Raw genomic sequence first — 16,106 nt, forward strand, 5'->3', positions numbered from 1 at the left:
TACTCTATTAAGGTTCCAACCACCCTCACCTGAGGAAAGTCTCTCCTTTCTATTGTAGAGCATTCAAGGCCACAATTCCAAATTTATGTAATACACCCGATATCAGAGATTCACTTCCCAAAATAAAAAACCGTCAGTTCCCATCCTTAAAAGATGAGTTTCTGACGGTTATCTTTTGATTCAGTGATTAAACCTGTTTGGCCGCTGCATAAGGAGTAGGCTTAGGCAAATCTTCCTCTACATCTTGACCATGCAGACGCACACTCATTACCAGCCCAATGCTGGCCATGTTAATAAGCAGGGAGGTACCTCCGAAGCTGATGAATGGCAATGTGATACCTGTCAAAGGCATCAGACCAATAAACGCGCCGATATTCTCAAAAATCTGATACAGCATCATCGCGACAATGCCGACGATCAGAAACGGACCTGCTCGATCTCTGGCTTCCAGCGCAATCAGAATCATTCGGTGAATAAGGATAAAATACAGTAGCAGCACAAATGCAGAACCTACAAAGCCAAATTCCTCGGCAATCTGCACAAAGATAGAGTCTGAATACGTATAAGGCACCCGATCCGTCTGAACAGAGCTACCGTTCATATAGCCTTCTCCACTCATCCCACCTGAGGCAATCGCGAGCTTGGCGTTTTTGGTATGATAAAGAGCTTTCGCTGTCGCTTTATCCGGAACAAGCCATGGGTCGAAACGTTCAATCCAGTGCGAACGGCCAATATCGTTAAGAAACGTTTTAATTTCGTCATGATAATGGATATAACTCATAATTCCGGCAATCGCAGAGCTTGCTACAATCACCAGCGCGATTAATGCGTGAGTGTACTTAATATTTCCAATCCACAACAGACCTGCAAGAATCACGATGTAAGACAAGGCATTCCCAAGGTCATTCTGTGTAAGGACAATAAGAAACGGAAATAAGGTTAAGAGGCCGAGCGGCACAACATCCCGCCAAAACAAGAGTTTACTCTTATTCTTACGAACAAGCATTGCTGCCAGAAATAGAATTAATATTAGCTTGAATAGCTCGGCAGGCTGAAGGCTCAGTCCTCCAGGTAGGGACAACCAGCCTTGGGCATTATTCTTGGTCTCGCCCAAAAAGCTGACGAGGACCAGGATACCTATCCCAAACAAATAAATATATAACGCGTATTTCACTAAAATTCTGTAATCTAAAAAGGTCATTCCAATAAAAGCAATAAAGCCAATTGCATAATACATCATCATACGGATATGATGTCCGTCCAGCTTTTCTCTTCCATGAGTCACACTATATATGGCGAAGATGCTGACAGTCATGAGCAATAACAGAACGACTACGATAGCACCATCAATTTTTTTAATCTTCTGAAGCACGTTCTGCCTCCCTACTCTAAATCTGGGCTTTCTTTTATGGTTCACCAAGAAGTCCGGTTAAATTCTATTGTAAAGGAAGTCGGGTTGAAAATACAATTTCACTCCCCGATCAACAGGAGTCCCCTGCACAGCATGCAGTATTATCGTGCTATACCTAGCACATGACGTGGAATTCCAGCTAGATCATTAATGGTGATGATCTCTTTCCAATGACCCGCCGCTTCAAGTAGCGAGGCTACCTGCTCGGCTTGTCCGAAGCCGAGTTCAAAGCCGATCAGGCGCGGCGGTGCCGGGAGCAGCGCCAGCTGCTCCATCATGCGGCGGTACGGGTCCAGCCCGTCCGCTCCGCCATCCAGCGCAGTGCGCGGCTCATGGTCGCGCACCTCACGCTGCAGCCCGGCGATATCCTCGCCGGGAATGTACGGCGGGTTGGAGACGAGAATATCCGTCTCCATCCCCGCGAACGGCTCGAGCAGATCGCCGAGCCGAAAGTCCACAGCTGTGCCGGAGCGCATCGCATTGCGCTTCGCCACAGCTAGGGCCGCCGGCGAAATATCGCCGGCGCAGACCCGCCACGCCGGCGCTTCCGCCGCCAGCGTGACAGAAATCGCTCCGCTGCCGGCGCCGATATCGACGGCGGTCAGCGGCCGTACGGCGCGTCCACCTTCCGCGCTGCCCGCACGATCTTGCGCTGCTGCTAACGAAGCAGCGCCTTCTTCCTGCGCCGCTTCACTCGGCGCAACCGTGCCGTCCGGCCAAAGCTCCGCGCCGTACCGTAAAATCGCCTCGACGAGCAGCTCCGTCTCCGGCCGTGGAATAAGCACATCAGGCGTCACTTCAAAAGGACGCCCGTAGAACTCTTGCTCGCCGATGATATACTGCACCGGCTCACCCTTACTCCGGCGGGTAACTCCCGCCTCCCACTGTTCCTTGACCGCAGCCGGAAAAGAATCCGCCAGCGCCATATAATACGCTGCCCCGGATAAGCCAAGCGCATGCTCCAGCAGTAATTGCGCACTACGCTGCGGTTCATTACAACCGCTCTGGCTCAAAAAAGAAGAAGCCTCCACAAAGGCTTCCCGGATGCTTTTCACTTCCGACATGACAAATACGCCATCGTTCAAAGCATTATTATCCATTGTCCATACTATCCATCAAATCAGCTTGTTCAGCAATTGAAAGAGCCGAAATAATTTCAGTGATTTCTCCGTTCATAACCTGCTCCAGACGGTGCAGTGTCAAGCCAATACGATGATCTGTAACCCGGCTCTGCGGGAAGTTATACGTCCGGATACGCTCACTACGATCACCCGTACCTACTTTGCTCTTCCGTTCACCAGCATACTTCGCTTCTTCTTCCTGCCGTTTCATATCAGATATACGGGCACGAAGCACTTGAAGCGCCTTTTCCTTATTGGAGTTCTGTGACTTACCGTCCTGACAGGTAGCAACGATGCCCGTAGGTACATGGGTTACACGTACTGCAGACTTGGTCGTATTTACAGACTGTCCGCCTGCACCACTTGAACAGAAGGTATCCACACGAATATCTTTATCATGGATTTCAATCTCAAATGCTTCAGCTTCCGGCATCACCGATACTGTAGAAGTAGAGGTATGAATACGTCCACCGGATTCAGTCGCTGGGATACGTTGTACGCGATGCGCACCACTTTCGTATTTCAGCTTACTGTATGCACCGCGGCCGTTAATAAGGAAGATTACCTCTTTAAATCCACCAAGATCACTCGCGTTGACATCCATTAGCTCTACGCGCCAGCCTTGTGAATCTGCAAACCGAGTGTACATCCGATAAAGGTCCGAAGCGAACAATGCCGCTTCATCTCCACCCGCTGCACCACGAATTTCGACGATTACGTTCTTATCATCATTCGGGTCTTTAGGCAGTAGCAATACACGGATTTGCTCTTCCAGCTCTACCTGACGTTTGGAAAGGTCGTCAATTTCCATCTTGACCATTTCCTTCATCTCATCATCAAGCTTTTCGCCTTGCATCTGCTTAGCAGCTTCAAGCTCTTCCATTACACTCTTATATTCAGTATACGCCTCAAATGCAGGCTGTAGGTCTGATTGTTCTTTGGAATAATCCCTCAGTTTCTTACTGTCGTTTGCAACATCCGGATCACAAAGCAGTTCACTGAGCTTCTCATAGCGGTCCGCCAGGGATTGCAATCGGTCCAACAAGGGAATTCACCTCTCCTAGTTCAATTTCAAATTCGCAAATAAAGCGATTAAAACATATGTCATAAAATTAGATATACGACTTTATATTATACCAAAGATATTGTGAAATGGCTACAGTTCTGTACGCGTAAATCCCTTAATAAATGTCTTATATTTTAAAAAAAGGATCATCCCAGCAGTAGATACCCTCTACCGACTGAGATGACCCTCTTATCATTAGTATGCTTCAGTCCTCTTAAACGTTGAAACGGAAATGCATAACGTCGCCGTCCTGCACCAAATACTCTTTACCTTCTAGACGCAGTTGACCACGTTCTTTGGCACCATTCATTGAGCCTGCTGCCAAAAGATCTGCGTAAGCCACTACCTCAGCACGGATAAATCCACGTTCAAAATCTGTGTGAATTACACCAGCAGCTCCGGGTGCTTTAGTTCCCTTACGAATGGTCCACGCACGAACTTCCTGAACGCCTGCCGTGAAATACGTATACAAGCCTAGAAGTTTGTAAGCCGCTTTGATCAAGCGGTTCAGACCAGATTCTTCTAGCCCAAGTTCTTCTAGGAACATCGCTTTATCTTCGCCCTCAAGCTCGGCAATTTCAGCTTCTACTTTAGCACTGATCGGAACAACTTCAGCACCTTCAGTTGCTGCAAATTCACGTACTTGCTGCACATAAGGATTATTCTCAGCACTTGCTACTTCTTCTTCACTTACATTCGCTGCATACAGCACAGGCTTCAATGTTAACAAATGAAGATCACGGATAATAACCTTCTCGTCATCGGACAATTCTATACTACGTGCAGGTTTATCTTCGTAGAGCACTTCTTTGACGCGTTCAAGCAGTTCAACTTCTTGAGCGTATTTCTTGTCGCCGCCTTTGATGTTCTTACGGGAACGCTCAATCCGCTTCTCAATGCTCTCAATGTCAGCAAGAATCAGTTCCAAATTAATGGTCTGAATGTCGCTGATCGGATTTACTTTTCCATCCACGTGGGTAACGTTCTCATCTTCAAAACAACGAACGACATGAACGATAGCGTCTACTTCGCGAATATGAGCTAGGAACTTGTTGCCTAGTCCCTCACCTTTACTCGCACCGCGCACAAGACCAGCGATATCAACAAATTCAAAAGCAGTAGGTACAGTCTTGTTAGGTTGTACCAGCTCAGTCAGTTTATCAAGACGTTCGTCCGGAACTTCAACGACACCAACGTTAGGGTCAATCGTGCAAAAAGGGTAGTTTGCGGATTCTGCTCCCGCTTGCGTTATTGCATTAAACAATGTGGATTTTCCTACGTTAGGAAGACCGACGATTCCCGCTTTCAAAGCCATTTATATGACAACTCCTATTTTCAGCTAAATTGATCATCCGAATAAGTAATACGATCTAAACCATTATATATTAGAACATATTCTCCAGCAACACCGGATGTCTTACAGTTGTGTCAATCCAGCCTTATCCAAGCGAACCCATTTCAATAGGATTTGGCAAGTTCCAATACTTTTTGCACCGCCGGCTGATCCAATAGGGGCTTAGAAGTATCTGGATCAACCTCCACATCAGGGACTGTCTTCACTTCCTCGTTGCAGCTTCCATCAGAGTTAAGTCCCATCTCAAAGGAAAATCTGAATACATAACCGCTATTAGGCAATGCAACGACAAGTGGATCCATCCCTAGTCCGTCCCCACCTGTTCTGCCACCAACAACCGTCGCAAACCCGGTGCCTTTTGCAAATGCTGCAAAACCTTCCGACGCTGAATACACAGAGCTATCTACCAGCAAATAGATCTTTCCTTTAAAACCAACGGATTCTTGAGGGATTACTACATCTGTATTTTTACTATATGTCTTGAACATTTTTAATGCTTCCGATGGTAAATTAGGCAACTGTTCGTCTTTGATGCTGGTAATAGGCTGCTGCCCCCTTGTGATCTGACGTGCCTGCATAAAGGTCTCAGCATAGTTGCCTCTTGTATAAAGTAAGTATGTATTGTATTCGATAGGTTTATTAATCAGCAGAGGAGCAATATGAGCTCTCCAGTAATTGCTGTTTCCTCCGCCATTTCCGCGGATATCTAGAATTAGTGTCTTATAATCTTTAACTTCTATTAAAAAATCACGAATCTCCGAACTATCCATCTCCATGAGACTTCCGGCAAAGCTTCGCATGCCTAGATACGCTATTTGCTCTGGCTCTATAATAACCTTTTTTACATTCCCGGAAGTCTTTCCTGTCTGACTCCCTGCCTCACCACTATTCATATCGTTAACGATGCCATCAGAGCTTTGCTGCTCCGCTAAAGGTTTCTGGTTGTAACGAGCCAACACATTTGGCTGTTGAAACACGTTGATCCAAGGCTCATAACCAAAACCTGCCTGAACATAGGCGTTTAGAAACCATGGATATTCTTCCTTAGATAAAAAATTCGTATGCCCATTATTTAACCTGCTAAGTACGAATTTCATTCGTCTAAAAAACTCATCATCTGTCTTCACTGCTGCAATTTCATTACGGTACTCCTCTTTGTTCGCAAGCCAATCCTCTCCATTTAGACGCTTATTTACCTCTAGGAAAGGGTAGTTCTCCTCAATAATCTTCCACATATAATCAAAATCCTCTAATCTTTGTTCCACTGTCAATGGAGACAACGCCGCTTCTAGCTGTTTTTCCGCTACCTTTGAAGAGGCTACCGGCGCAACCGGACTTGCCTGAACTTGCTCCGACGCAGATTGCTTTTTCCCTGGCGAATCCCCACGGTTGCAACTAACCAGTAACAGTATTGCAGCTACAGATAAAGCCGCTGGTAATACAAACCTTGGTCTCACCTTAATCCCCCTTCCAATATTCCATATAGCTGAATCCATTTTTAGGAATTTATTTAATAATCATATTTTTCTATTCCTCCTAATTCAAATATATTTATCACAATTATTTACATTGGTTTTCTTAGAACAACACAAAAAAGACCTCCTTCGAGGTCTCCACGTTAAGTATTACAAATCTTTAGACATCGTAATGTCAGTTACGGTATATCCCATTTTTTTGTAGAGCTCAAATGCACGATTGTTCTGACCGAAGACATGTAACCCGATTTTGGTGACGTTCATCTCACGAGCTTCTTCATCGAGTGCGACCATAGCCTGCTTGCCATAGCCTTTACTCTGATACGGTTCAAAAACATAGAAATCATAAATGAAAGCTTCTCGGCCGCTGCGGCCTTCACTTACATTAAACCAGATGTATCCTACCTGGATATCACTACTTATTTCTACTATAGAATATAGATAAGCGCCATCTGTGCTCAACCCTTTAGGTAAAGACTGTGTTATAGCTTCCTCAGACAGCTTCATCGCGATTTCAGGGTCCCAAGCGCCGGCTTTAATCTTATCTTCAGCGTAATCACGAGTAGCTTGACCTAAGAAAAATTGAAAAGCAGACTCATCCATATGAACCAATTTAATCATCATCTTTTTCACTTCCTCACTTCTATATTTACCATATACTTTTATTTACGTATTAAACGGGAAGTCCCACGTAAAGTTGCTAAATCGGGAGCTCCGATGCCGAACATTGCTATCTTAAGCTCCAGCTCTACCTGAGCCAGTGCAGCATCTAGCGCCTCTTCAGAATCTACTGCCGGTCCTAAAAGATTGCGTCCAAAGCCTGCTAAATCAGCACCGAGGGCCAATGCCTTCGCCGCATCCACACCATGCTTCAAGCCGCCGCTGCCAATCAATGCCCCCTTCGGGGAGACAGCACGTACCTCTGCAATGCAATCTGCGGTTGGAGTGCCCCAGTCTGCGAAAGCTTCAGCCGCTGCACGCCGTATAGGGTCTCTACTCCGAAACTTCTCGACCTGACTCCAGGATGTTCCACCTGCACCCGCTACATCAACAAAAGCTACCCCTGCATTATAAAGATGTTCTGCTGTATCACCGTCAATGCCCCAGCCGACTTCTTTTACACCTACAGGAACCTCAAGTGCACGGCATACTTTTGCTATCTGCGATAGTAAAGAAGCAAAGCCAGTATTCCCTTCCGGTTGAAAGACCTCTTGAAGACCATTGAGATGCAGTACAAGAAAATCGGCACCAGCAATATCCACAGCGCGGCGACACTCCTCAATCCCGAAACCATAGGACAGCTGTACGGCGCCAATATTAGCGATAACCGGTATATCAGGTGCTTTGTCCCGTACATAAAAGGTTTCGGTTAGCTCAGAGCGCTCCACCGCCGCTCGCACAGAACCAACCCCCAGCGCCCATCCACGACGCTGCGCTGCCTCTGCTAGTCGGGCATTGATGGCTCCTGTAGCAGCACTGCCGCCTGTCATCGAGCTGATCAGCAGTGGTGTACGAAGTTCACGTTCCAGGAACGTAGTCTGCAATGATATATCATCGAAATTCAGCTCTGGAAGAGCATTATGCCGAAATCGGTAATGTTCAAACCCCGTAGTCACACCAACGCCACCAACTTCTTCATTTAGACAAAGGCGTACATGCTCTATTTTGCGTTCACCTGTCCTTGATGCAGGCAATAAAGACTTCTTATCTGAAACCTCTACAGTCGGTAGGTCATTGCCATGATCCGCGCCAGACTGCCTATTCGCATCATATGGTCCGGCCTCTTCTGGCGTATGATTCATGCTCCGTTCCTCCTATTCCTAAACTGCACTTATTATAACATATCCCTTCAGATGAATTTACAATATGAAGTGAGTGAAATACGAGGGATGCTTCATTTCTACCCACTAGGTGTTAATAGGTTGGTACACGCCGGAGCACAATAATTATAAAGGAAGTGCTCTGCAATACTTTCAGGAGGAACTTCCGATGAGATCAGATCGTGAACAACCCGTTCAGCCCCAAGTGATACAAGATAGAACCCATGCTTTTGCTCCAAAGAAACGCACCTCTTCACGACGCCGCAAACGAGTGATATGGGCTTGCGTCATTCTAATTCTCTGGTTAATCGGCGTCATGATATACCAGACACATAAACCTCTACCCGTTGGGATTTCCTATGAAAGTCCCATATACAAAGTGAACAATGTATCCTTCTGGCATGACCTAACCTATCCAGACGGTACGGACACAGGTAAGCAGGAGAGTGAAATTCTTCCGAGAATGCTACATATCATCGAGGAGTCAAGGGAGTTCTTAGTCATCGACCTGTTCCTGTTCAATGATTATACCCATAAAGATCAGTCATTCCCTCCAGTCAGTCGAATGCTGACAGATAAATTAATCTCACAAAAGCAAACCTATCCCGAAATGGAGATTGTCTTCATCACCGATGAGGTCAATACCAATTACAACTCAGCGCCCAATCATCTTCTGGAAGAAATGAAGGCGGTGGGGATCCGAGTCATCATGACCGATGTTAATGACCTGCGAGATTCTACACCTGCCTATTCAGCCGTCTGGCGCACCTTCATTCAATGGTTCGGACAATCCGGTAAGGGCTTTATCCCCAATCTTATGGCCAGTGGTGGACCGGATATTACCGCTCGATCTTATCTGAAGCTGCTGAATGTGAAGGCGAACCATCGCAAAGTAATTGTCAGTGAGAACACTGCACTAATTTCCTCTGGAAATGTTCACGATGCCAGCGCCTACCACTCCAATATTGCTTTGGAGGTACAAGGTCCAATTATTGCCGATATTCTCCAGACCGAACAGGCGGCAGCCAATCTTTCAGATGCAGGTCCATTGCTACTTCATAAGCCCAATTTCACCCAAGAAAAGAACCTACCATCAGCGAAAGCTCTAGAAGTTCGCTATTTAACAGAAGGAAAGGTATACAAATATGCGCTGCAAGGCATTAGGTCCGCTCGGAAGGGGGATACCGTATGGATGGGGATGTTTTATCTTGCTGATGATGCCATTCTGGATGCGTTGGTAGAGGCTACATCACGCGGGGCTAAGGTAAACCTAATCCTGGATCCAAATCAGAACGCCTTCGGGCGTGATAAAATCGGGATCCCCAACCGTCCAGTTGCCATGGATCTGAATAAACGCACGAACGGCGAAATCTCTATTCGTTGGTACAATACAACCAAAGAGCAATATCATCCAAAGCTGCTCTTTATCGCCAAACAAACCGGCAGCTCCATCGTTCTTGGCGGTTCCACCAATTTCACCACACGCAATCTAGATGACTACAATCTGGAAAATGATCTGTGGATTTCTATGAAGCGAGATCAGCCTCTGTTCAAAGATATGGAAGCCTACTTTTATCGGCTATGGAATAACGAGGGTCATACGTTCACTTTACCTTTTGAGGCCTATCAGAGCGATGTGACCTGGTTCAAGTACATCCTGTTCCGGCTGCAGACTAACCTGGGCTTTACTACTTTTTAAACAAAAACCACCGCAGAGAAGGCAGCACCCTCCGCGGTGGTTTAATCTGTAATGAAGTTATAGCAGTGGAGACATTAATCTGGCGGCAGACTCCAGTATACGTACCACCATGCGTTTATTCATAAAGGTCTCATGCACAATCTGAGTGGTGGACAATAAATCCCGTTCAAAATCAGCAACAATTCGTGTAACGCTCTCTGTCTGAAGAAGCAATGCGTTTACCTCAAAGTTAAGATGGAAGCTCCGCATGTCCATGTTTGCTGTACCAATAGTCGCTATTTCACCATCCACGATTAACAGCTTAGAGTGTATAAAGCCCTTCTCGTATTCATAAATCTTCACTCCAGCCTCCAGCAATGCCGGGAAATAAGAATGCGAAGCCAGAAACGGAATCCATTTATCTGGCTTAGCAGGGAATAACAAGCGAACATCTAAACCAGATATAGCCGCTACACGTATCGCAGTCAGGATATCCTCGTCCGGAATGAAATAAGGGCTGGCAATCCAAACTGATTTCTCAGCTGAGGTGATCATGGAGAAAAATATATTTTTGAGTGCACGGCGTTCATTGTCCGGCCCACTCGCAATGATCTGTACTGCTCCGTCCCCTGTCATAAAGTGTAGCTGTGGTGTTAGATAATCCTGCTCCAGTATTTTTTCACCTGTAGTATGCATCCAATCTTGCAAGAAGATGATTTGCATCGTCCGTACCGCTTCACCTCTAACTAACATATGGGTGTCACGCCAGAATCCATAAGTTTTGCTGCGGCTTAAATATTCATCCCCCACATTCAGTCCACCCATGAACCCGACATCACCGTCGATGACGACGATTTTTCGGTGATTCCGGTAATTAACCCGGCTAGAGAAAAAGGAGGTGGAATTACCGTACGAAGCCACTTGTACTCCAGCATCAACCAACTCTTTCAAAAAAGCCTTAGAAAGCTGAAAACTACCCACAGCATCATACATAAATCGGACAGATACACCCGCACGCGCCTTTGCGATCAGAATCTGTTGAATACGCGTTCCAATGTGATCTGCACGGAAGATGTAATACTCCATATGTATATGGTGCTTCGCTTGTCGCAGCTCTAGCAGTAATGTTCCAAACGTCTCTTCACCATTGGTAAGGATGCGCGTCTCTGAAGCAAAGGAAATAGGAGTACGCGCTAGAGTCTTGGATAATAATAGTAGTTTTTGACGCGAGGGGTCAAAGACCGACCAATCTTGATGCGTACGCAAAGCGTCATTCTCAATCCGCTCATAGGCCATAAGATCTCTTTGTGCTTTTTTATCATATTTACGACGTTTAAATACATTTTGTCCAAATAGAAAATAAAAGACCAAACCGAGCACCGGGATCAACGCAAGCAAAAGAATCCATGACATCGTAGTAGAAGGATTACGGTTCTCCATAAAAATAGCTAAGCTAATTGAAACGACTGTCAGTGTGGAGAAAATACTAATAATTGTTCCAGCAGTACTCCCAAAAATACCAAAACCAAAATAATAAAATGCTATGAAAGCCCCAATAATAATTATAGATTGAAGTCCTCTTCTCATATTGTACCTACCTTCTTATTCATAAAAGCAACACCAAAATGACACATTTTATATATTACATGAAGAACCTATATCTTCCTAGACAATTACTGTGTAAAAATCTATTTACAACAAAACTGTAACCCTTCTGTTCTGAAATTTGTAATGACAAGATGGATCGAATATAATTATTTTGACCGATTAGTCAATTATAGAACTGGGTAGTCAGAAAGGAGGTTATCCCCCCAATGAGCGATAAAACTGTGGACAAGCAGGAACAGATTATTAAGATCGCCATGCAATTATTCGCTGTGAAAGGCTCCTCTTCCACGTCCATGCAAGAGATCGCCGAATTATGCGGAATTTCGAAGGGAAGCTTGTATCTAGTATTCAAATCCAAAGAAGAACTGGAACGCAGTATTTTTCTCTATTGTTACCGAATGATTCGTGATCCCTTATTACGTGAAGAACAAGAAGCCCAAAGAACACCGCGTGAGAAGCTTAGGAATCAAATAGAAATTCTACTGAGTCATGTGTACGAATTACGTGAGTTCTTACAGCGTCAGATTCAGGAAGTTGCCGGAAAAGGATTTGATACTGAAGTACCGGAATGGCTGCGTAGAAACAATGCTTCCTTCTTGCGCTGGTTTCAGGTGAAGATGGAGACCCTTTATGGAAAAGACATCATCCCCTATACCGGAGATTTATGTATTGTAGGTCATGGACTAATCAAGTCATATATTGCGGTTATTTTTCGTCAGGATACCCACTTGTCCCTTGCTGTTATGGCTGATCATCTAATGAATCTACTAGATATTATTGTAGCTGGTCTTCTTAAAAGTAAGCAGGCTCCTCTCATCAACTCTACCATTCTTGCAAGCTGGATGGAGGAGAATGAGGAGAGTAAGCGCAAGAATCCACTGCAGATCATTAAGGACATGAAGACTGCGGTCAGTAAATTAGATAGTATAGAACCCGAAGAGTCAGCCGATTTGCTGGAATCACTCAACATTCTAGAAGGCGAAGTTCTCTTACCACACCCACGCAAAGCAATCATACAGGGGATGTTGTCCAACCTCCAATCCTGCTCAGAGCTCACTACATCATTGGAAGAATTGAGGAAGCTGGTTACCTCTTTTTCAAATCATTCATGCGTATTTCGTTAATTGCTCTATAAAGAGTTCGTGAGAGAGAAGAACATGGATAGCGAGTATTATAAATTTTCAAAATGGCGCCCTATTTCGTAAAGAAAAGGCCCGAGAGGAGCAGAAACAACACTTATGAAAAGCTTAATTAATTTCTCGCTCAGGAACAAATTTGCCATTTGGCTTCTGACGATAATTATTGTATTTGCCGGTTTGTATAGCGGACTGACAATGAAGCAAGAAACCTTACCTAATATTAGTATACCCTATCTTAGCGTAACAACTATTTATCCGGGGGCTGCACCAGAAGGCGTCGTTAATGATGTCAGTAAACCGTTGGAGCAAAAGCTGCGCAATGTGGATGGTGTAAAGACAATCACCTCCACTTCTCTGGAGAATGCCTCCAGTATCCAAATCGAGTTTGATTATGGAACGAATCTGGATAATGCTACAGCAGCTGTTCGCGAAGCGCTGAATGAGGTCTCATTGCCAGACAATGTGCAAAAGCCTTCCATTTCCCGTTTTAGCCTTAGCTCAATGCCTGTCGTCTCCCTTAGTTTATCGAATGGGGATTCAGAAGATCTCGAGGAACTAACCCGTATTGCCGAGAACGATATTCGCCCTGCCCTTGAAGATGTTGAGGGTGTTGCTTCTATTCAAATCTCTGGACAATACGTCAAAGAAGTTTCGCTTAAGTTCAATCAAGAGAAGCTCAAGCAATACGGACTGACCGAAGATACGGTTAAAGGGATCATTCAAGGCTCTTCTCTCCGTGTTCCACTAGGACTGTTCGAGATGGACAAAGCTCAAAAGGCAGTTGTCGTGGATGGCAACATCACCACCGTTGAAGATCTTAAAAATGTGACCATTCCAGTAATGCCAACTGGCGCTGGGGCTCCTGGAGCTGGCGCTGCCGATGCAGGTGCTGGAAGTGCTGCTGGTGCAGGCGCTGTTGGCGGAGCTGCTGGCGGAGCTGCAAATATGGGATTGCCAACCGTGAAGCTGGGAGAGCTTGCTACAATTGAGGTTGTTGGGAATTCTGAATCGATCTCCCGTACGAATGGTAAAGAATCGATCGGTATCCAGATTGTCAAAGCCAACGATGCCAACACTGTTGATGTCGTAAATGGTGTTAAGGACAAAACTGAAGAATTAAAAGCACAATATAAAGGCATTGACCTTACAGTTCTGCTTGACCAAGGTAAGCCGATTGAGGACTCCGTAAATACAATGTTGTCCAAAGCTGTATTTGGCGCCCTTTTCGCAGTAATTATCATTTTGGTCTTCCTGCGGAATATTCGTTCGACGATCATTTCTATCATCTCTATTCCTTTATCATTGCTGATCGCAGTATTATGTCTGCGTCAAATGGACATTACGCTTAATATGATGACCCTTGGTGCGATGACCGTTGCCATCGGACGGGTAGTCGATGACTCGATTGTCGTCATAGAGAACATATACCGGCGACTCTCGTTATCTGGCGAGAAGCTAAAAGGCCGGGAATTAATCAGTGCAGCCACTCGTGAAATGTTCGTACCAATCATGTCCTCTACGATTGTAACCATCGCGGTATTCTTACCGCTTGCTCTAGTAAGTGGTATGGTTGGAGAGCTGTTCTTGCCTTTCGCTTTAACCATGGTCTTCGCCCTGCTCGCTTCGTTGGTAGTTGCGATTACCCTGGTTCCTGCAATGGCACACTCCCTGTTCCGCAACGGATTGAAAGGTAAGAAGACGCATAGTGAGAAACCAGACAGAATGTCTGCTGGTTACCAAAAAATTCTGAACTGGTGTCTTTCCCATAAACTCGTTACGTTCGGAGTAGCGGTTCTGCTCCTTGCGGGCAGCTTGTTCCTGATCAAGCCTATCGGCGTTAGCTTTATGCCTTCCCAAGAGGATAAAACGGTTATGCTAACCTACTCACCGAAGGCTGGACAAAGAACTGAAGAAGTTCAAGAACAAGGCCTGAAAGCTGAGAAATATATTTTAGCGCAACAGCATGTAGATAAAATGCAATATTCCATTGGTGGCGGCGGCCCGATGGGTATGGGCGGATCCAGCAACTCAGGACTCTTTTTCATCGTTTATGATAGTAATACTCCTGATTTCGAAAATGTAAAAGAGAAGTTGATCGAAGGCTTAACCGCAGAAGTCCCAGATGGTGTGTGGGGCGATATGTCCGCGATGATGAGCGGAGGTATGGGTGGAAGCACGTTAACCGTGAATGTATTCGGAGACGAACTAGATCAAATTAAGCCGGTAGCGGATGAGATCGCCAAGATCGTACAGGCTGACACCACTAATTTCAAGGATGGCGAAACAAGTCTCAAAGAAGCTTACGATCAATATACGATTGTAGCGGATCAAGAAAAGCTTAGCTCCCTTGGACTTACAGCGGGACAAATTGCGATGAAGCTTGCTCCTGCAGGTACACGTCCAGTACTCACAGAAGTAGAAATGGATGGCAAGAACTACAAAGTCTATATCGAAACTGATAAAGAAACGTATAAGAGTATTAAAGAAATGGAAGAGGCTACATTGACTTCGCCACTAGGCATTTCCGTGCCAATCGGGCAAGTCGCTAAAATTGAAAACGGCTCTTCCCCTGACTCGATTACTCGTATGGACGGTAAAATGAAGGTGGATGTCACTGCCGAGATTATTTCAAGTGACGTCAATAGTGCTTCAAACCTCGTGAAGGAAAAAATAGACGCTATGGAATTACCTGATGGCGTGACGGTTAGCTTCGGTGGTGTAACCGAGCAGATCAATGATACATTTGGTCAATTAGGTATTGCTATGGCGGCTGCTATTGCCATCGTATACTTCGTGCTTGTGGTTACGTTTGGCGGTGGATTAGCTCCATTTGCTATCCTGTTCTCCCTTCCTTTCACCATTATCGGGGTACTCGTAGCCCTTCTGATCGCTGGGGAAACCTTAAACGTCTCCTCCCTCATGGGTGCGCTGATGTTGATTGGTATCGTAGTCACGAATGCCATTGTCCTCATCGACCGCGTTATTCATAAGGAAAAAGAAGGAATGACCACACGTCAAGCCTTGCTTGAAGCAGGCGGCACACGTTTACGTCCAATCCTGATGACTGCACTTGCAACGATTGGTGCATTGCTGCCACTGGTTACAGGACTTGAAAACAGTGCAGGGATCATCTCCAAGGGGCTAGGTGTTACCGTTATCGGCGGCTTGATCAGCTCCACACTGCTGACACTTGTAGTAGTGCCAGTCGTGTATGAATTCCTAATGAAATTCCGCAGTAAAAAGGTAATTGACTAGAACACTTGATACGAATCAAGTAAACATGCTAAATGAGGAAGCTGTCTCCAAAGTAGTGAATACTACTTATGGAGCAGCTTCTTTTTTATGGAATGTGCCGGGTGATTCGCGATAGGCAACTATGAGACGGATAGTGGGTCTAAAACTAATTAGGGAAAAACTCCCTCTAAATATTCGAT

Annotated in this window: 11 protein-coding genes; 3 read left to right on the forward strand and 8 right to left on the reverse strand. The window is 45.4% G+C overall.

The features are described 5' to 3' along the window. Positions 1–187: 187 nt before the first annotated feature. From NSS87_RS29020 to fni, 7 genes are all read right to left on the reverse strand, one after another. Complete coding sequence (locus NSS87_RS29020; RefSeq protein ID WP_042192492.1) at positions 188–1,372, reverse strand: FtsW/RodA/SpoVE family cell cycle protein; 1,185 nt, start codon at positions 1,370–1,372, stop codon at positions 188–190. A 140-nt stretch (positions 1,373–1,512) separates the two neighbouring features. Continuing rightward, complete coding sequence (gene prmC / locus NSS87_RS29025) at positions 1,513–2,511, reverse strand: peptide chain release factor N(5)-glutamine methyltransferase (RefSeq protein WP_339243796.1); 999 nt, start codon at positions 2,509–2,511, stop codon at positions 1,513–1,515. Further along, positions 2,504–3,577 carry a peptide chain release factor 1 gene (gene prfA, locus NSS87_RS29030; RefSeq protein WP_042192496.1) on the reverse strand — a complete coding sequence of 358 codons (1,074 nt, stop codon included), beginning with the start codon at positions 3,575–3,577 and terminating at the stop codon, positions 2,504–2,506. Before prfA ends, prmC begins: the two co-directional genes overlap by 8 nt. Positions 3,578–3,812: 235 nt before the next feature. Further along, positions 3,813–4,913, reverse strand: coding sequence for a redox-regulated ATPase YchF (ychF, locus tag NSS87_RS29035; RefSeq protein WP_060625988.1), 1,101 nt, complete (start codon positions 4,911–4,913; stop codon positions 3,813–3,815). 143 nt (positions 4,914–5,056) lie between these two features. Then, complete coding sequence (locus tag NSS87_RS29040) at positions 5,057–6,409, reverse strand: S41 family peptidase (RefSeq protein WP_339243798.1); 1,353 nt, start codon at positions 6,407–6,409, stop codon at positions 5,057–5,059. Between the two features lie 168 nt (positions 6,410–6,577). Then, positions 6,578–7,051, reverse strand: coding sequence for a GNAT family N-acetyltransferase (locus NSS87_RS29045; protein ID WP_231573354.1), 474 nt, complete (start codon positions 7,049–7,051; stop codon positions 6,578–6,580). A 38-nt stretch (positions 7,052–7,089) separates the two neighbouring features. Next, positions 7,090–8,229 (reverse strand): type 2 isopentenyl-diphosphate Delta-isomerase, encoded by a 1,140-nt coding sequence (fni, locus tag NSS87_RS29050; RefSeq protein ID WP_339243799.1) that lies wholly within the window; start codon positions 8,227–8,229, stop codon positions 7,090–7,092. 187 nt (positions 8,230–8,416) lie between these two features. Here fni and NSS87_RS29055 point away from each other — a divergent pair, with 187 nt between their 5' ends. Beyond that, positions 8,417–9,946, forward strand: a complete 1,530-nt coding sequence (locus NSS87_RS29055; protein ID WP_339243801.1) for a phospholipase D family protein — start codon at positions 8,417–8,419, stop codon at positions 9,944–9,946. A gap of 57 nt (positions 9,947–10,003) precedes the next feature. Here the strand turns inward: NSS87_RS29055 and cls are convergent, their stop codons facing one another. Then, entirely contained in the window at positions 10,004–11,512 is a 1,509-nt protein-coding gene (gene cls, locus NSS87_RS29060) for a cardiolipin synthase (RefSeq protein ID WP_042192502.1), read from the reverse strand. A gap of 227 nt (positions 11,513–11,739) precedes the next feature. On the opposite strand from cls, the gene NSS87_RS29065 reads away from it, so the two are divergent. After that, the gene (locus NSS87_RS29065) at positions 11,740–12,657 is read left to right on the forward strand and encodes a TetR/AcrR family transcriptional regulator (protein WP_339243804.1); all 918 of its coding nucleotides are present in this window, start codon (positions 11,740–11,742) and stop codon (positions 12,655–12,657) included. 114 nt (positions 12,658–12,771) lie between these two features. After that, positions 12,772–15,927: an efflux RND transporter permease subunit gene (locus tag NSS87_RS29070; protein ID WP_339243806.1), complete on the forward strand. Its 3,156-nt coding sequence runs from the start codon at positions 12,772–12,774 to the stop codon at positions 15,925–15,927. The last annotated feature ends 179 nt before the right edge of the window (positions 15,928–16,106 follow it).

This window comes from Paenibacillus sp. FSL F4-0243 (genome assembly GCF_037963295.1).
Lineage (GTDB): Bacteria > Bacillota > Bacilli > Paenibacillales > Paenibacillaceae > Paenibacillus_AQ.